This window comes from Pseudarthrobacter sp. B907, assembly GCF_040137805.1.
In the GTDB taxonomy this organism is placed as follows: Bacteria; Actinomycetota; Actinomycetes; order Actinomycetales; family Micrococcaceae; genus Arthrobacter.
The window spans coordinates 14,559-31,727 of sequence record NZ_JBEEQE010000014.1; the positions used below are offsets into that span (position 1 = coordinate 14,559).

Annotated in this window: 18 protein-coding genes and 1 tRNA gene; 8 read left to right on the forward strand and 11 right to left on the reverse strand. The window is 68.3% G+C overall.

Annotated features, from left to right (window positions below; translation table 11 throughout):
* Positions 1-83 precede the first annotated feature (83 nt).
* Positions 84-881 (forward strand): carbon-nitrogen hydrolase family protein, encoded by a 798-nt coding sequence (locus ABLI39_RS12485; RefSeq protein ID WP_349413749.1) that lies wholly within the window; start codon positions 84-86, stop codon positions 879-881.
* 163 nt (positions 882-1,044) lie between these two features.
* Here the strand turns inward: ABLI39_RS12485 and rlmB are convergent, their stop codons facing one another.
* The 6 genes from rlmB to ABLI39_RS12515 all read right to left on the reverse strand — a co-directional run bounded on the left by rlmB (position 1,045) and on the right by ABLI39_RS12515 (position 6,009).
* Positions 1,045-2,037, reverse strand: coding sequence for a 23S rRNA (guanosine(2251)-2'-O)-methyltransferase RlmB (rlmB, locus tag ABLI39_RS12490; RefSeq protein WP_349413750.1), 993 nt, complete (start codon positions 2,035-2,037; stop codon positions 1,045-1,047).
* A 123-nt stretch (positions 2,038-2,160) separates the two neighbouring features.
* Positions 2,161-3,627 carry a cysteine--tRNA ligase gene (gene cysS / locus ABLI39_RS12495; RefSeq protein WP_349413751.1) on the reverse strand — a complete coding sequence of 489 codons (1,467 nt, stop codon included), beginning with the start codon at positions 3,625-3,627 and terminating at the stop codon, positions 2,161-2,163.
* Between the two features lie 43 nt (positions 3,628-3,670).
* Positions 3,671-4,018: a hypothetical protein gene (locus ABLI39_RS12500; RefSeq protein ID WP_349413752.1), complete on the reverse strand. Its 348-nt coding sequence runs from the start codon at positions 4,016-4,018 to the stop codon at positions 3,671-3,673.
* 64 nt (positions 4,019-4,082) lie between these two features.
* Positions 4,083-4,562, reverse strand: a complete 480-nt coding sequence (ispF, locus tag ABLI39_RS12505) for a 2-C-methyl-D-erythritol 2,4-cyclodiphosphate synthase (RefSeq protein WP_349413823.1) — start codon at positions 4,560-4,562, stop codon at positions 4,083-4,085.
* Positions 4,563-4,592: 30 nt separating this feature from the next.
* On the reverse strand, positions 4,593-5,411 hold the full coding sequence (ispD, locus tag ABLI39_RS12510) for a 2-C-methyl-D-erythritol 4-phosphate cytidylyltransferase (protein ID WP_349413753.1): 819 nt from the start codon (positions 5,409-5,411) through the stop codon (positions 4,593-4,595).
* Positions 5,412-5,526: 115 nt separating this feature from the next.
* The gene (locus ABLI39_RS12515) at positions 5,527-6,009 is read right to left on the reverse strand and encodes a CarD family transcriptional regulator (RefSeq protein ID WP_026266570.1); all 483 of its coding nucleotides are present in this window, start codon (positions 6,007-6,009) and stop codon (positions 5,527-5,529) included.
* A 282-nt stretch (positions 6,010-6,291) separates the two neighbouring features.
* Here ABLI39_RS12515 and ABLI39_RS12520 point away from each other — a divergent pair, with 282 nt between their 5' ends.
* Entirely contained in the window at positions 6,292-6,849 is a 558-nt protein-coding gene (locus tag ABLI39_RS12520; protein WP_349413824.1) for a hypothetical protein, read from the forward strand.
* An 82-nt stretch (positions 6,850-6,931) separates the two neighbouring features.
* Here ABLI39_RS12520 and ABLI39_RS12525 read toward each other — a convergent pair whose 3' ends face one another.
* Both ABLI39_RS12525 and ABLI39_RS12530 read right to left on the reverse strand, forming a co-directional pair.
* Positions 6,932-7,612, reverse strand: coding sequence for a response regulator (locus ABLI39_RS12525; protein ID WP_138767418.1), 681 nt, complete (start codon positions 7,610-7,612; stop codon positions 6,932-6,934).
* A complete protein-coding gene (locus tag ABLI39_RS12530; RefSeq protein WP_349413825.1) occupies positions 7,609-8,823 on the reverse strand; it encodes a sensor histidine kinase in 1,215 nt (404 codons plus the stop codon). The genes ABLI39_RS12525 and ABLI39_RS12530 overlap by 4 nt, the downstream gene beginning before the upstream one ends.
* A gap of 206 nt (positions 8,824-9,029) precedes the next feature.
* Here ABLI39_RS12530 and phoU point away from each other — a divergent pair, with 206 nt between their 5' ends.
* Entirely contained in the window at positions 9,030-9,692 is a 663-nt protein-coding gene (gene phoU, locus ABLI39_RS12535; protein WP_349413754.1) for a phosphate signaling complex protein PhoU, read from the forward strand.
* Positions 9,693-9,902: 210 nt separating this feature from the next.
* Here phoU and ABLI39_RS12540 read toward each other — a convergent pair whose 3' ends face one another.
* Positions 9,903-10,649: a phosphoglyceromutase gene (locus ABLI39_RS12540; protein ID WP_349413755.1), complete on the reverse strand. Its 747-nt coding sequence runs from the start codon at positions 10,647-10,649 to the stop codon at positions 9,903-9,905.
* Between the two features lie 143 nt (positions 10,650-10,792).
* On the opposite strand from ABLI39_RS12540, the gene ABLI39_RS12545 reads away from it, so the two are divergent.
* Entirely contained in the window at positions 10,793-11,641 is an 849-nt protein-coding gene (locus ABLI39_RS12545) for a class I SAM-dependent methyltransferase (RefSeq protein WP_349413756.1), read from the forward strand.
* A gap of 64 nt (positions 11,642-11,705) precedes the next feature.
* Here ABLI39_RS12545 and ABLI39_RS12550 read toward each other — a convergent pair whose 3' ends face one another.
* Both ABLI39_RS12550 and ABLI39_RS12555 read right to left on the reverse strand, forming a co-directional pair.
* Positions 11,706-12,062 carry a DUF2516 family protein gene (locus ABLI39_RS12550; protein WP_146335778.1) on the reverse strand — a complete coding sequence of 119 codons (357 nt, stop codon included), beginning with the start codon at positions 12,060-12,062 and terminating at the stop codon, positions 11,706-11,708.
* Between the two features lie 9 nt (positions 12,063-12,071).
* On the reverse strand, positions 12,072-13,262 hold the full coding sequence (locus tag ABLI39_RS12555) for a trans-sulfuration enzyme family protein (protein ID WP_349413757.1): 1,191 nt from the start codon (positions 13,260-13,262) through the stop codon (positions 12,072-12,074).
* An 87-nt stretch (positions 13,263-13,349) separates the two neighbouring features.
* On the opposite strand from ABLI39_RS12555, the gene tmk reads away from it, so the two are divergent.
* From tmk to ABLI39_RS12575, 4 genes are all read left to right on the forward strand, one after another.
* Complete coding sequence (gene tmk, locus ABLI39_RS12560) at positions 13,350-14,018, forward strand: dTMP kinase (RefSeq protein WP_349413758.1); 669 nt, start codon at positions 13,350-13,352, stop codon at positions 14,016-14,018.
* Positions 14,015-15,157: a DNA polymerase III subunit delta' gene (locus ABLI39_RS12565; RefSeq protein WP_349413759.1), complete on the forward strand. Its 1,143-nt coding sequence runs from the start codon at positions 14,015-14,017 to the stop codon at positions 15,155-15,157. The genes tmk and ABLI39_RS12565 overlap by 4 nt, the downstream gene beginning before the upstream one ends.
* A gap of 60 nt (positions 15,158-15,217) precedes the next feature.
* A complete protein-coding gene (locus tag ABLI39_RS12570) occupies positions 15,218-16,801 on the forward strand; it encodes an alpha/beta hydrolase (RefSeq protein WP_349413760.1) in 1,584 nt (527 codons plus the stop codon).
* Positions 16,802-16,928: 127 nt separating this feature from the next.
* Positions 16,929-17,001 (forward strand) — tRNA-Thr (locus ABLI39_RS12575).
* Positions 17,002-17,169 lie beyond the last annotated feature (168 nt).

A 17,169-nucleotide genomic window follows, 5' to 3' on the forward strand; every position in this document is an offset into this window, starting at 1 on the left:
GGGACGGTTTTGGTCGAAGACTGCGTTCGCGGCGCCGGGAACGGCCGCGCATACTTGGACTAAGCGCTGAACTGGAGGTCACCGTGCGCATAGCACTTGCTCAAATCATCACCGGCCGCGAGCTCGACCGGAACCTAGATCTCGTGCGGGACTACGCCCGCCAGGCCAAGGAAGGCGGCGCAACCCTGGTGGTCTTCCCCGAAGCGACCATGCGCGCGTTCGGCAACTCGCTGCTGGACATCGCCGAACCGCTTGACGGCCCGTGGGCCTCGCAGGTCCGGGCTCTGGCGGCCGAACTCGGCATCGTGATCGTAGCCGGTATGTTCACCCCGGGCGCCGATGGCCGAAAGGTCCGCAACACTCTGCTGGCCACCGGGCCCGGCGTGGACACCAGCTACAACAAGATCCACCTCTACGACGCCTTCGGCTTTGCCGAGTCGGACACCGTGGAGGCAGGAACCCAGCCAGTGACGTTCGACGTCGGCGGCCTCACCTTCGGCCTGGCCACCTGCTACGACGTCCGGTTCCCGGATCTGTTCACCGAGAACGCGGACCGCGGCGCCCAGGTCAACATTGTGTGCGCTTCCTGGGGTGCGGGGCCGGGCAAGGTGGAGCAGTGGAAGCTGCTGTCCCGGGCCCGGGCCGTGGACGCCACGGCGTTTGTGCTGGCCTGCGGCCAGGGTGATCCGTCCAGCGTTGGCCTTGAGACCAAGGGGTCCGCCCCCACTGGAATCGGGCACTCCGCCGTCGTGTCCCCCTTCGGCGAGGTGCTTCAGGAGCTCGACGGCTCGCCCGGCCTGCTCTTCGCCGACCTGGACCCGGCCGTTGTCAACGACGCCCGCACGAAACTCCCGGTCCTCGCCAACCGCCACAAGTTCTAACCGACGCTCCCGCACATCCGGCTATTCAAACGGAAACGCTCCCGCACCAAAGGTGAGGGAGCGTTTCACGTCCACCCACCAAAGGTGAGGGAGCGTTTCACGTCCACCCACCAAAGGTGAGGGAGCGTTTCACGTCCACCCGCCAAAGGTGAGGGAGGGTCGGTTACTTGGTGACGCGCTGGCGGGAGATCTCGTAGAGGGAGATGCCGACGGCCATCGAGGCGTTGAGGGATTCCATCGCGGAATCGATCGGGATGGAGACGATCTGGTCGCAGTTTTCGCGGACCAGGCGGCTCAGGCCCTTGCCCTCGGACCCGACGACGATGCAGACCGGTTCCGTAGCCAGGGCGAGATCGGGCAGCGAGACGTCGCCGTCGCCGTCCAGGCCCAACACGAAGATGCCCATGTTCTTGAAGGCCTTGAGCGTGCTGTTCAGGTTGGCGGCGCGGGCCACGGGGACGCGGACGGCGGCACCGGCGCTGGTCTTCCAGGCCGAGGCGGTGACGCCGACGGACCGGCGTTCGGGCACGATCACGCCGTGGCCGCTGAACGCGGAGACCGAGCGGATGATTGCGCCGAGGTTGCGCGGATCGGTGATGCCGTCGAGGGCGACGAAGAGCGGCGCGTTGGCGATGTGGCCCTTCTTCCAGCCCTCGATGGTCTCCTCGGCCAGTTCGTACGCGTCCTGGTACTCATACGGCGGGATCTGCAGCACAAGGCCCTGGTGGATGGCGTCGTCGGTCATCCGGTCCAGTTCGGGCTTGCCGGTCTCGAGCAGCGGGATGCCGCGTTCGGCCGCGAGCTTGAGGGACTCCTTGACGCGGTCGTCCATCTCGATGCGGATCGCGACGTGCAGGGCCTTGGCCGGGATGCCGGCGCGGAGGGCTTCCACCACGGAGTTGCGGCCGGTGACGACTTCCTCGGTGGCACGGCCCTTGGGGCCGGACCGGGCGCCGGCTCCGGCGCTGCGCGCACCCGTCCCCCGCTTCGCCGCGGAGCGTTCCGCGAGCTGCTTGCTCTTGTGGGCCTTGTGGTAGGGACGGTCCTCCGCCTTGGGAGTGGGGCCCTTGCCCTCAAGGGCCTTACGGCCGTGGCCGCCGGTCCCGACGGTGGGACCCTTCTTCATTTTGACCGAGCGGCGACCGTTATTGGCCATGAGTTTCACCCTTTTAACTACGCGATTCGTTGATAAGTCTGAACTCCAGTCTACTGACTCGAGTTAAATCTTCGACCGCGAGGTCCGCCGCCGGCCCGCGTCAGGCAGGCGCAGCGCGGGGGTTCAGCCGCGCTTCAGGCTCCAGCTGGCGCCATCCGCGCCGTCCTCGACGACGACGCCGGCGGCCGCCAGCATGTCCCGGATCGCGTCCGACGCGGCCCAGTCCTTGCCGGCGCGGGCCTGGGCTCGGGCGACGAGCTGGGCTTCGACCAGGACTCCGAGGGCGGTGTTGGCCTGCTCGTCGACTGCTGCGGCCGCGGTGTCGTTGAGACCAAGCACACGCATCATGTCCGTGACGGACGCCAGCGACTGCCGGGCGTCGTCGAGCTGGCCGGCGGTGAGCGCGGTGTTGCCGGCGCGGACGGTGTCGTGCAGGACTGCGAGGGCCTGGGGGACGTTGAGGTCGTCGTCCATGGCGGCGGCGAACGCGTCCGGGACGCTGCCGCGCCCGGCGGCGGCACCGGCGGCGGCACTGGCGGCGTCGGCGGAAAGGGCCCGTCCGGCGCGGCTGATGAAGCCTTCGATCCGCTCCACCGCGGCGGTCGCCTCCTGCAGCGAGGTCGGCTGGTAGTCCAGGACCGAGCGGTAGTGGGCCTGGCCGAGGTAGTAACGGACCACGCGCGGCGGAGCCAGCTCCAGCATCTCGGCCGGGCTGATGGTGTTGCCGATGGACTTGGACATCTTCTCGCCCGCGTAGGTGACCATGCCGTTGTGCATCCAGAAGTTCGCGAAGCCGTGGCCGGCCGCCTGGGACTGGGCCATCTCGTTCTCGTGGTGCGGGAAGCGCAGGTCCAGGCCGCCGCCGTGGATGTCGAATTCGGTGCCGAGGTACTTGGTGACCATCGCGGAGCACTCCAAGTGCCAGCCCGGCCGGCCGGCGCCCCACGGCGAGGCCCAGCTCGCCGTCGTCGGCTCGCCGTCCTTGTGGCCCTTCCAGAGGGCGAAGTCGCGGGGGTCCTTTTTGCCGCGCGGGTCGGCGTCCGCCGCGCCCTGCATGTCGTCGATGTTCTGGCGGGTGAGGGAACCGTATTTGGACCAGGAGCGCACGTCGAAGTAGACGTCGCCGGAGCCGTCGAGGGCCGGGTAGGCGTGGCCGCGGTCGATCAGCTGCGCGATCAGGGCGTGCATCTCCGGAATGTGGCCGGTGGCGCGGGGCTCATAGGTGGGGCGGGAGACGCCGAGTGTGTCGTAGGCTTTGAGGAATTCCTGCTCGTAGCGGTAGGCCAAGGCCCACCATTCCTCGTTCCGGACCGTCCCGGGCTCGTCGGCGAAGTCCGCGGCGAACGACTCGGCGGACTTGGCGAGGATCTTGTCGTCGATGTCCGTGACGTTGCGGACCACGGTGACCCGGTAGTCCCGGTACTGCAGCCAGCGGGTGAGCTGGTCGAAGGCGATGGCGGAGCGGATGTGCCCGACGTGTGGCATGCCCTGCACCGTGGCGCCGCAGTAGTACAGGCTCACATTTCCTGGAACCAGGGGGAAAAAGTCGCGGACTTCGGCGGAAGCGGTGTCGTAAAAGCGCAGGGTCACCGCTCCAGATTAGCCGATGCCCTTGAGGCGCAGGCCCGGCCGGCTATTTGCAGTGCTGGCCGATCTTGTCCATCTGCTGCCTGAGCTGGGTCAGCTGCTCGGAGGTCTGGACCCCGGTCGGGCTGCCGGCCACCTGCTTCATGATGTCAGCCATCTTCTGGATCGGCTCGGAAACCTCCGGCGCCACCTTGTCCGCGACTTCCTGATAGTGCTGGCCGATCTGGCCGGCTTTGTCCTTGTCGCTCCCGGTAGGCACAAAGGTATCGGTGTTGAGGAACTTGCAGCTTTCCTCGACACTCATCCGGGGCGTGGCCGACGGCGCTGCCGAGCCGGCGCACCCGGACAGCAACATTCCGGCAACAAGGACGACGGCGGGCAGCAGCTTTTTCACGGGAGGTTCCTGACGTTTCCGGCGGGGGTGTCCCTTAAGCGTAGGCCAGTTCGCCCGGTTCGGCTCAGTCGGCCGGATACACCAGGGCGGTGGCCGTGGCCGCGATGCCTTCGCCGCGGCCGGTGAACCCGAGGCCGTCGCTGGTGGTGGCCGAGACACTCACGGGCGCGCCTGCGGCTTCGCTGAGGACCCGCTGGGATTCCTCCCGGCGCGGACCGAACTTCGGCCGGTTCGCCACGAACTGCACGGCAATGTTGCCGATCTCGAAACCGCCGGCGCGGACGATCCGGGCCGCTTCGGCCAGCAGTGTCACGCCCGAGGCGCCGGCGTATTCGGGGCGGTCGGTGCCGAAGTGTGTCCCCAGGTCCCCGAGCCCGCTGGCGGAGAAGAGCGCGTCGGCGGCGGCGTGGGCCACCGGGTCGCCGTCGGAGTGCCCGGCAAGGCCCCGCTCACCGTCCCAGTGCAGGCCGCCGAGCCACAGCGGCTGCGGTGCGTCCTCGGGGGCGTAGGCGTGGACGTCGATGCCGATCCCGGTCCTTGGCATCGGCAGCCGGCGCCGGGCGTTCCCGTCCACTTAGCCCTCCACCCAGCGCGCGCCGAGCGGGCCCTCGAGGAGCCCCTCGGCGAGGATAAGGTCCAGCGGTGTGGTGATCTTCAGCGACTGGCTGGCACCGCGCACCGCGTACACCGGGACGCCGAGCTGTTCCACCAGCATGGCGTCGTCGGTGACGGCTGCCTCCCGGGCATTGTCGAACTCCGCCGTGGCCTCATGGGCCCGGCGCAGGGTGGCGAGGTCGAAGCCCTGCGGGGTCTGGACGGCCCGCAGCATTTCCCGGGGCGCGGTGCCGGTGACGAGCTCGGGGGCGATGTCGGCGTCGACACCGAAGGTGGGGTCCACCGTCTTGATGGTGTCCACAACCGGCACCACGGGGATCACCGCCACCGCGCCGGCGGCAAGGGCCGCGGCCACCCGGTGGAAGACGGCTTCGGGGGTGAGCGCCCGGGCCGCGTCGTGGACGAGGACGGACTGCGTCCCCGGCGCGAGGGCGGCCAGCGCGGACCGCACGGACTCGGCGCGGCTGGATCCGCCGTCGACGACGGTGACGGCCGGCAGTTGCACGCCCTCCCCCGAGACGGCGGTGCGGCGGTGCTCGGCGTGCAGTTCGGCCTCGAACGCCTCGCACTGGGCACGGAGTTCCGGGTCCCCCGGCGGGATGGCAACGCAGATCTGGCCGGCGATGCCCGCCGCGGCCACGCCGCGCAGGGCGTGGGTGAGGATGCTGTCGCCGCCGAGGGGCACCTTGGCCTTGGGCATGCCGTAGCCCAGGCGCTGGCCGGATCCCGCGGCGACGACGATGACCGCGGTGACGTCGGCGCTCGATGCAGTGTTCATGCGGACAAGACTACGTCCCGGCGCCGCGGACCAGCCCAAGTAGCTGGCAGTCGGGCCGGATTTTGGGCAAAAAGAAGCCCCGGCGGCTGTGACGCCACCGGGGTTCGATTCTTAGTTAGGAAGCCAGGACTTCGTCGAGAACGCTTGCGGCCTTCTCTTCATCAGTCTTCTCAGCCAGTGCCAGTTCTGAGATCAGAATCTGGCGGGCCTTGGCCAGCATGCGCTTCTCCCCTGCGGAGAGACCCCGGTCGTGATCACGGCGCCACAGGTCGCGAACGACCTCTGCCACCTTGATGACGTCACCGGAAGCAAGCTTCTCCAGGTTTGCCTTATAACGACGCGACCAGTTGGTGGGCTCTTCAGTGAACTCGGCCCGCAGCACGTCGAATACGTGCTCCAAGCCTTCCTTGCCCACTACGTCCCGGACCCCAACAAGGTCAACGTTCTCTGCTGGAACTTCAATGGTCAGATCACCCTGAGCCACCTTGAGCTTGAGATACATCTTCTCTTCGCCCTTGACAGTGCGCATCTTGATTTCTTCAATTTTGGCTGCACCGTGGTGAGGGTAAACTACTGTCTCGCCGACCTCAAAAACCATGTGGACATTCCCCTTTCCCGCAGACCAGTTTATCACGATTAAGGCATACAACTGCCATGGATCCTGCTCCGAAACCGCATGAATCCGCGGAAAACGGCCCGAATCGGCCGCTAAAACCCCTTGACGAACGCGGATAATAGTGCATTGGCCATCCTCTGCCAAGGGCCTCCGGGTACGACGGCGGACGGTCACCGAATCCGCGTTTGAGCGTCATTGCGGATAGGCTATGCCTGAATAATGTTTAAAGACTCTCAAGGAGTACGTGACGTGCGTTTCACTGCGATGACCCGGTCCCGGCGCGGCAAGCTGGCGATGGCCACGGCTGCCTTTGGCATTGGCCTGCTGTCCCTGACCGGCTGCGGCTACATCAACGCCCAGCAGACCACGGCGCAGTATTCGGCGTCGGACGGCACCCGGACCGACCTCGGCCCGCTGCAGCTCCGCAACATGATGATCATCTCCGACGGCGAGTCCAAGCCCGGCCGCGTGATCGGCGCCGTGTACAACACCTCGTCCAACGACGTTTCACTGACCATCAGCGGCGCCAGCGGCTCCCGGACCCAGGTGCCGGTCAAGAAGAACTCGTACGTCCTGCTCAACGACAGCACCGACGCGGCGATCCTCAGCACCTCCGGCGGCAAGCCCGGTTCGCTGGTTGAGGTGACCATCCGCGAGAACGGCACCAACTCGGACGCCAAGTTCAAGATGCCGGTCCTGGACGCCGCGATCTCCGACTACAAGAAGTACCTGCCGACCGCCCAGCCCACCAGCACCGGCACGGCCTCCGGAACCGCCACGCCGACGCCGACTCCGACGCCGTCGCCGACCAGCAGCCACTAAGTTCCGGCGCCGCCCGCCGCGGCAGCACGCACAAAAAAGGAGGGGCACCCGATGGGTGCCCCTCCTTTGTGCGTTCCGCGGCTTAGGGTTCGAACTTGTAGCCGAGCCCGCGGACCGTGATCAGATACCGCGGCGCGGAGGGGTCCGGTTCGATCTTGCTGCGCAGCCGCTTGACGTGCACATCCAGGGTCTTGGTGTCGCCCACGTAATCGGAGCCCCAGACCCGGTCGATCAGCTGCCCCCGGGTCAGCACCCGGCCGGAGTTGCGCAACAGCATCTCGAGCAGCTCAAATTCCTTCAGCGGCAGCGACACCTGGTCACCCTGGACGCTGACCACGTGCCGCTCGATGTCCATCCGGACCGGACCGGCCTGGACGGTGCTGGAGACCAGCTCCTCGGGTTCGCCATGGCGGCGCAGCACGGCCCGGACCCTGGCCACCAGCTCGCGCGAGGAATAGGGCTTGGTGACGTAGTCGTCGGCGCCGAGCTCCAGCCCCACGACCTTGTCGATTTCGGCGTCCTTGGCGGTCAGCATGATCACCGGGACGGAGGAGCGCTGGCGCAGCTGGCGGCACACTTCGGTCCCGGACTGCCCGGGCAGCTGCAGGTCCAGGAGGACCAGGTCGGCGCCGTTGCGGTCGAATTCGGTGATGGCGTCCAGGCCGTTGTCCACGACCTCCACCTCGAATCCCTCCTTGCCCAGCAGGTAGGAGAGGGGGTCACTGAACGATTCCTCGTCCTCGACAATAAGAATCCGGCTCAAGCGCTAGCTCCTTGTTCATGGACGCCGGCGGCGTCGCGTCGTTCGGGTCGTACGGTCTGCGGGGCGCGCCGGGGATCCGCCGCGGGCTGGTCCTGCCCTTCCATTTCGGGAAGGCGGATGGTGAAGGTGGAGCCCTGGCCGGGCTGGGACCAGAGCGTCACCTCGCCGCCGTGGTTGGCCATTACGTGCTTGACGATGCTCAGGCCAAGCCCGGTGCCGCCGGTGTGGCGGGAGCGGGCGGAGTCCACGCGGTAGAAGCGTTCAAAGACGCGTTCCTGGTCCTCGGGGCTGAGCCCCTCGCCTTGGTCCGTCACGGAGACCGCGACCAGGCCGTCCCGGGCGCGGACGCCCACGCCCACCCGGGTGTTCTCCGGTGAGTACCGGATGGCGTTGTCGATCAGGTTCCGCAGCGCCGTCACGAGCAGGTCCTGGTCGCCGTAGACCATCGCGTTGGTCCGGCCGCCCACCACAATCTCGATGTTCTTGCTCTCGGCCGGGAGCTGGGACCGGTCCACGGCCTCGGCCACCACGGTGTTGATGTCCACCGGGTGCGCCTGCTGGGCCACGTTGGCGCCCTGCAGCCGGGACAGTTCGATGATGTCCTGCACGAGGGCGGCCAGCCGGGTGGATTCCTTGTGCATACGCTTCGCGAACCGGCGGACGGCTTCCTCGTCGTCGGGCGAGGCTTCCAGCGCCTCGGCCAGCAGCGAGATGGCGCCGACGGGGGTCTTGAGCTCGTGCGACACGTTCGCCACAAAGTCGTTGCGGATTTCCTCGGTGCGGGTGATCTCGGTGCGGTCGTCCGCGAGCAGCAGGATATATTCCTCGCCGAGCATGGCAGCCCGGACCTGCACCACAATGGTTCCCTGGCCGAGCGGGCCGCGCGGCAGCTCGAGCTGCTTCTCGAGGATCACGCCGTCGCGGCGGACCTTCGCGGTCATCTCCAGCAGCTGCTGGTGCACCACGGTGTGCCCCCTCACCAGACCGTAGGCGTACGCGGCGGGACTGGCGCGCACCACGCCGTCGATCGCGTCCACCACCACGAACGCCCGGCCGACGACGGCGAGCACCTCCGCGGCGCCGTCGGGCAGGGACGGGTCCCCGGTCTCCACGTCGCTGATTTTGCGCTGCTGCTCACTGACCCGGAAGGCGAGCACGCCGAAGATGCCGAGCGACAGGCCGATCAGGCCTGCGATCACACCGATGAGCATTGGATCCACGGCTCCAGCTTATGCGCTGCGCCCCGCCGGAAATCGAAAACTTGTGCGATTGGGGGCCCGGTTCAGCTAACGTTCACCTATTGAGGCGTAACAGTTCACCGGAGAATGGAAGGGTGACAGGTTGAACGCCGCTACGGTGAAACGAAACGCGCCGGCCACAGCGTGCCCGGCACCGTTTCCGAGGAAAGGACGCACCAGTGCGTAAGGTTTTTCAGGAAGAGCTCGCCCAGGTGGGCGAGCAGCTCGTCGAAATTTCGAAGCTGGTCAGCGAAGCCTTCGAAAAGGCCACAACGGCCTTCGAGGGTGCCGACATCGACCTGGCCGAGGACGTCATCGCGGCGGACGCTCGGATCGATTTCCTGCAGAACAGCCTCGACGAGCGGGCCATCGACATCCTCGCCCTGCAGGGCCCGGTGGCCAGCGACCTGCGCATGATCGTGGGTTCGCTGCGGATGAGCGCCTCGCTGGAGCGGATGGGAGACCTTGCCCGGCACCTCGCCCAGCTCGCCCGGCTCCGCTACCCGGCGAACGTTATCCCGCAGCCGCTGCAGGAGACCTTCAAGAACTTCGCCAAGTACGACCTCGAGATCGCCGAGAAGCTCACCGTGCTGCTGGAGACCCGGGACCTTGAGGTTGCCCGCGACATCCTCAAGGCCAACACCGCCGTCAACGACCTGCACCTGAGCATCTTCAAGTCGATCGCGCGCAGCGACTGGACCGAGTCCGCGGCCACCACCGTCGACGTCGCCCTGGCCAGCCGCTACTTCGAGCGGTTCGCCGACCACGGCGTCTCCGTCGCGCAGAAGGTCACTTATCTGGTCACCGGCGCCTGGCACCCGACCAGCATCGAACACAGCTGACGCCTCGCTCTTCCCGCGGCAGACAGTACGACGGCGGGGGGGGGGAGGGGGGGGGGGNCAGAAGGTCACTTATCTGGTCACCGGCGCCTGGCACCCGACCAGCATCGAACACAGCTGACGCCTCGCTCTTCCCGCGGCAGACAGTACGACGGCGGCCGGTCACCTTGGGGGTGACCGGCCGCCGTCGTCGTATCCGGGGTGCGGAAGTGCCTACTTCTTGCCCTGGTTCGCCACGGCCTTGATGGACTCGGCGGCGGCCTCGGGGTCGAGGTAGGTGCCGCCCGGGTTCAGCGGCTTGAAGTCCTCGTCCAGCTCGTAGACGAGCGGGATGCCGGTGGGGATGTTCAGGCCGGCGATGTCCTCGTCGCTGATGCCGTCAAGGTGCTTGACCAGCGCGCGCAGGGAGTTGCCGTGGGCCGTGACCAGCACGGTCTTGCCGGCTTTCAGGTCCGCCTTGATGTCCGATTCCCAGTAGGGCAGCAGCCGGACCAGGACGTCCTTGAGGCACTCGGTGCGCGGCATGGCGTCGCCGAGGTCCTTGTAGCGGGGATCCCCCACCTGGGAGAACTCGGAGTCGTCCGCCAGCGGCGGCGGCGGGGTGTCGTAGGAACGGCGCCAGGTCATGAACTGCTCCTCGCCGTATTCGGCCAGGGTCTGCGCCTTGTCCTTGCCCTGCAGCGCGCCGTAGTGGCGTTCGTTGAGGCGCCAGTCGCGCTTGACGTCAATCCAGCCGCGGTCCGCCTTCTCCAGCGCCAGGTTCGCGGTGTTGATGGCCCGCTTCAGGCGCGAGGTGTAGAGGATGTCCGGGAGGATGTTGTTCTCCACCAGCAGCTCGCCGCCGCGCACCGCCTCGGCCCGGCCCTGGTCGTTCAGGTCAACGTCCACCCAGCCGGTGAACAGGTTCTTGGCGTTCCATTCGCTGTGGCCGTGGCGCAGCAGAATCAGCTTGTAAGTCATGCTTTTCATCCTAACCGAGCACCCGCGCACCGTGCCGTGCGTTACAGACCACCCTCATCAGCCCAACGCGGGGTCAGCTACGGCCCATCCCAAGGCCCGGCATGGGCCGTAGCTGACCCCGCGTTGGAGGATAGGGTTGGCGTGTGGTGCAGAAGGCTGAGCGGGTGGCGTCCCCCCGGACCCCGGGCGGGCCTACGGGTGCATCCCGGGCCGGCCGGCCGGTGGGCAACGTGACCCGCGGGACCACCAACCCGAACCGGATGCGGCGGGTTGACCGCTGGCTGACCGGGCCGCAGGCGTGGCGGCTGCGGAACGCGGCGGATCCGCTGGTCGTCGACCTTGGCTACGGCGCGTCCCCGGCCACCGCCGTCGAACTCTACGAACGCCTCCGCGCCCTCCGCGCCGATGTGCGCGTGGTCGGGATCGAGATCGAGCCCGAGCGGGTCCGGCAGGCCAAGGCGCTGGAACGCCCCGGGCTGAGCTTCCAACTGGGCGGCTTCGAACTTCCGGTGCCGGGCCGGCCGGTGCTGGTGCGGGCGTTTAATGTGCTGCGGCAATACGAGGAGGCGGACGTTCCGGCGATCTGGCGGCTGGTGCAGGACCGGCTGGCTCCCGGCGGCCTGTTCATTGACGGCACCTGCGACGAGATCGGACGGCGGGTGACGTGGGTGGCGCTCGACGCCGACCGCCCCCTCAGCCTGGGGCTGTCCATGCGCTTCGGCGCCTTCGCACTGCCCTCGGAGATCGCTGAACGGCTGCCCAAGGCGCTGATCCACCGGAACGTGCCGGGCGAAAAGATCCATTCCTACCTGCTGGCGCTGGACAAGTCCTGGCTGGAGGCGGCGCCGCTGGCCTCATTCGGGAACCGGCAGCGCTGGACGGCAATGTGCCGTGCCCTGCGCGACGGCGGCTGGCCGGTGCAGGACGGTCCGGCGCGGTGGCGCCTGGGCGAGCTCACCGTGGATTGGGAAGCCGTGGCGCCGGGGGTTTAGGTGGGTGGGCCCACGCCGGCAGGGTTCCCTGAGCGAGCTTGCGAGCTTAGGGAGCCGGCGGGGGCTACCAGGGGCCGTAGGGGCCCATGTTCCGGCTGCCGCCGCGGCCAGCGTCTTTGACTGCGGGACGGACGTCGGCAAGATAGACGGCGGCGGCTGTCACGGCGGCGAGGCCAAAGAGCCCCAGTGCGTTGACAGGGCTGCCGCCACGGTAGGTGACAACGGCCAGCACCCCGATGAGCAGTGCGCCGCCGGTGAGGGCGAGCCAGAAGGTCTTGGTGCGCTTGGACACCGCTTCGAAAGCGTTGGCTTTGTGGCGCAGGCAGTCGAGAAACGCCCAAATCTCAAGGCTGAGCGAGACGAGCAAAAGAACCGCGCTCACTCCGAAGTCGGCAAAGTCAATGAGATTTCTTCCGTCCATGCCCCCAGCCTAGCCGTCCAGTGTGGCCAAAGCCTGCTGCAAATCGGCCCACAGGTCCTCGACGTTCTCAATTCCCACACTCAGGCGGACCAGGTTGTCCGGCACACTGGCCGGCTCCGCCGTGTGCCGGCGGCGGCGCTCGATCAGCGATTCCACCCCGCCCAGCGACGTGGCCGGCAGCCAGAGCTGCAGGGCCCGGATCATCCGGTCGGCGGCGTCCGCGCCGCTGAGGCCGGCGCCGTCCACACCCGCCATTTCGATGCACAGCACGGAACCGAAGCCCTTCATCTGCGCCTTCGCCCGTTCGTGGCCGGGGTCCGTGGGGAGCCCCGGGTAGCGGATGGCCCCGACCCGGGGGTGCCCGCTCAGCCGTTCGGCGAGCACGGCCGCCGAGGCCTGCGAGCGCTCGATCCGCAGGGCAAGGGTGCGCAGACCCCGCAGCGCCAGCCACGCCTCGAACGGCCCGGCGATCCCGCCGTGGATGGTGCGGTGGTGCAGCAGGCTCGCGTGCAGACCGGCGTCGGAGGTCACCAGGGCGCCGAGGACGACGTCGGAATGCCCGGAGAGGTATTTGGTGACCGAGTGCAGCACGACGTCGGAGCCGAGGGACAGCGGCTGCTGCACGAGCGGGGTGGAGAAGGTGTTGTCGGTGACCACCAGGGCGCCGGCGGCGTGCGCCGCGGCGGTGAGCGCCCGGATGTCCGCGACGCCGAGCATCGGGTTGGTGGGGCTCTCCAGCCACAGCATGCTGGCGGGCTTGCCGCCGGCGGGGGCCAGTTGCGCCAGCACCGCGTCGGTGTCCGCGATGTCCACGGTGCGCAGCTCCAGCGCACCCTTTTGCGCCAGTTCGGTCGCCATCACCAGCGAGCCGGCGTAGCTGTGGGACGGCATCACGAGCACCCCCTGCGCCGGGACCAGGGACAGCGCCGAACTGACGGCGGCGAGGCCCGAGGCGTAGAGCAGGCCGGGCAGTTCCGCGCCCTCCAGCTGCGCCAGGGCCTGCTCGAACGGGTCCCAGGTGGGGTTGGAGTAGCGTCCGTAGCCGCGGTCGCCCGGGCCCAGCGGGCCGGTGCCGAAATAGGTGGAGGAGAGCACGATCGGGGGGTTGACCGGGGCGTCGCGTTCGCGCGGCGGCCGGCCCGCAGCCACCACGAGCGTTTCGGCGGAGAGCGTGGCTGCGTGTTCTTCGGAGAGACTCATGGACACAGGGTACTTCGGGGCCGCGCCGGGCCTGTAAGGCGTTACGCGCAGGCCACCATGGTGTCGGTGAGTCGGTAGGCTAGAGCAGTGACTACCCAGACTCCCGGCCCGTTCCCCGGACTGTTCATTGCCTTCGAAGGCGGCGACGGGGCCGGCAAGTCCACCCAGGCCGCAGAACTCGCCCGGGCCCTTGAGTCACTCGGGTTGACCGTGCTGCGGACCCGGGAACCGGGCGGCACCCCGATCGGCGAAAAACTCCGGTCCCTCGTGCTGGACCACGGCCACGGCCACATCGACGCACGCACCGAGGCCCTGATCTTCGCGGCCTCCCGGGCCGCCCACGCAGCCCAGGTGATCCGCCCCGCACTGGAACGCGGCGAGGTGGTCCTCACCGACCGGTACATCGACTCCTCGGTGGCCTACCAGGGTGCCGGCCGCGACCTCGGCACGGACGCGGTGCGCGAGGTCAACGACTGGGCCACCTCCGGCCTGCACCCGGACCTCACCGTGCTGCTTGACGTCGATCCTGCCGACGGCCGGCGGCGGCGGACCGCCGGGGATACCCCGGAGGACCGGCTCGAATCCGAAGCCGACGAATTCCATGCCCGGATCCGTGCCGCGTTCCTGGCGCTGGCCGCGGACCGGCCGGAGCAGTATCTTGTCCTCGCGGCGCACCTGCCCGTGCCGGAGCTGGCCGCCCGGATCCTGGAGCGCGTGCAGGGCCTGCTCGCGCTCCGCCAGGGCAGCTCGGCATGAGTGTCTGGGACGACCTCCAGGGCCAGCCCGCCGTCGTCGCCCAGCTGCGCCAGGCCGCCGAGGGCGAGGGGCTGACCCACGCCTGGCTGTTCACGGGCCCGCCGGGCTCCGGCCGGTCCAACGCCGCGAAGGCCTTCGCCGCGGCGCTGAACTGCGACCAGGTGGACGTGGCCCAGCGCGGCTGCGGCGTGTGCCCGGCGTGCCAGACCATCGTGGGCGAGACGCACTCCGATGTGACATTCGTGCGGACCGAGAAGGTCACCATCACCATTGACGAGGCCCGCGAACTCGTCTCCAGCGCGGGCAACCGGCCCTCCTCCGCGCGCTGGCGCATCATCGTCGTCGAGGACGCGGACCGGATGGCGGAGCGCACCACCAACGTGCTGCTCAAGGCCATCGAGGAGCCCACCCCGCGCACCATCTGGATGCTCTGCGCCCCCTCCCCCGCGGACGTGCTCGTGACCATTCGCTCCCGCTGCCGCCCGGTGGCGCTGCGGCTCCCGCCGGCCGCCGACGTCGCGGCCCTGCTGGTCAAGCGCGACGGCGTCGACCAGGACGTCGCCGAACGCGCCGCCCGGGCCGCGCAAAGCCATGTGGGCATCGCCCGCCGGCTGGCCCGGGACCCCGAGGCCCGGGAACGCCGGCTCGAGACCGTGCGGTTCCCGCTGCAACTGCGGGGCATCACCGCGGCCGTGATGATGGCGGACAAACTGGTCAAGATCGCCACCGAAGAAGCCAACAGCTCCAATGACGAGCGCGACGCCGCCGAGAAGGCCGCACTGCTCGCCACGCTCGGCGCACCGGAAAGCGGTCCGCTGCCGCCGGCCATGCGCGGCCAGGTCAAACAGCTGGAGGATGACCAGAAGCGCCGTGCCAAGCGCTCCGTCACCGACTCGCTTGACCGCACCCTGACCGACCTGCTGTCCTTTTACCGGGATGTGCTGATCATCCAGATGGGGGACGCAGTTGAACTGGTCAATGTTGAGCTGAAGAACGAACTGCAGGACTTTGCCGGCCGTTCCACGGCCGAAGTGACCCTTGCCCGCATGGACGCCATCAACAAGGCCCGCAAACGGATCACCACCACCAACGTGGCCCCGCTGCTGGCGATTGAGTCCATGGCCGCCAGCCTGATTTGACCTGACAGTAACGCTCGACCCGCCACGCTTCGACCAGTTCCACGTCCCAAGGAGAACCGCATGACGTCAGCACCACCACGGCCCGCAGGCCACCAACCCGTGGGGCGCGGGGTGCGGGCGGCCGGAGCCCTGGCGCTCGGCCTGGTGCTGGCCCTGGTGCTGTCTTCCTGCACGCTCTTCGGCTCCGGCGACGGCGGCTCCAAGAGCGCCCCGGCCACGGCCGACCCCTCAATCGCCGCCGCGGCCCCCGCCGAGCTGCGGAGCTTCTACTCCCAGCAGCTGAGCTGGACGCGGTGCGAGGGCACGTTCCAGTGCGCCAAGGTCAAGGTGCCCCTGGACTACAGCAAGCCCGACGGCGACACGATCGAAATCGCCGCGCTCAAACTGGCCTCGAAGGGCGGCAGTAAGAAAGGCAGCCTGCTGGTCAACCCGGGCGGCCCCGGCGGCTCCGGCTACGACTTCGTCAAAGACGCCGGCTCCACCAACATCTCCGAGAAGGTGCGTGCGAACTACGACGTCGTCGGCTTCGACCCGCGCGGCGTGAAGCGCTCCGCGCCTGTCACCTGCCTCACCGACCAGGAGCGCGACGCCTCCCGCGCCAAGGTCTACAAGCTGGACACCGACGCCGGGCTCGCCGAGACCCTCACGGACAACAAGGCCATCGCCGCCAAGTGCGCCGAGAAGACCGGGCCGGTGCTGGCCCACGTCGACACCGCCAGCGCCGCCAAGGACCTGGACATCCTCCGCGGTGTCCTCAACGACAAAAAGCTCAACTACCTCGGGTACTCCTACGGCACCTTCCTCGGCTCCACCTACGCCTCCCTGTTCCCGGACAACGTGGGCCGGATGGTTCTGGACGGCGCGATGGACCCCTCGCTCAGCTACGAGGAGCTGACCGCAGGCCAGGCGAAGGCGTTCGAAAAGGCCATCCGCGCCTACGTCACCCACTGCCTCCAGGGCAGCGGCTGCCCGTTCAGCGGCACCCCGGACGACGCCGTCAAACAGATCCAGGACATCATCGCCGCCGTCGAAGCCAACCCGAAGTCGGCCAAGGATGGCCGGGTGGTCAACGCGTCCATGTTCGTCAGCGGCTTCATCCTGCCGTTTTACAACGACGACAACTGGCCCGTGCTGACCCAGGCCCTGGACAGCGCCATGAAGGGTGACCTGTCCCCGATGCTCCGGCTCTCCGACTTCGGCGCGGACCGGGAGCCCAACGGAAGCTACTCGGCGAACTCCACCTTCGCCTTCACCGCCATCAACTGCCTCGACTACCCGATGTCCTCCGACACGGCCGCGATGCGCGCCGAGGAGCAGCAGCTCCGCCAGCTCTCCCCCACCCTGGGCTACTACTTCGCCTACGGCGGCACGAGCTGCCAGGACTGGCCCTACAAGAACCTGCGCACCCCGGCACCGGTTGAGTACAAGGGCTCGACCGAGATCGTCGTGATCGGCACCACCGGGGACCCGGCAACGCCGGTCGAGTGGGCCAGCGCCCTGCGCAAACAGCTGGGCACGGCCTCCCTGCTGACTTGGAAGGGCGAGGGCCACACGGCCTACGGACGGTCCAACAGCTGCATCGAGAACGCCGTGGACGGCTACCTCGTGGACGGCAAGACCCCGGCGGACAACACCGTCTGCTGACCCGTCCGCTCGCCCGTCTGCTCACCTCCAGGTGATGCCGCGGGGCCCATTTTGACCCGGGCGCGGGGACTCCATTACAGTTGTCTCTTGCATGATCCGCCCGGTTCGCCGGGGGTTTCACGCGGTTGCTTCCTTAGCTCAGTCGGTAGAGCGTTTCACTCGTAATGAAAAGGTCATCAGTTCGATTCTGATAGGAAGCTCGAGAAGAACGAAGCAAAGAACCCCCGGAAATCATTGATTTCCGGGGGTTCTGTCGTTCGCGGATGCGAACCTTGCCGGGTGCACGGCCCCGCGGACCGGGTTTCCGGCCTGCGGCTTGCCGCTACCTGGTGGGGGCACTTCGACACGGACACGCCGTGTTCTACCGG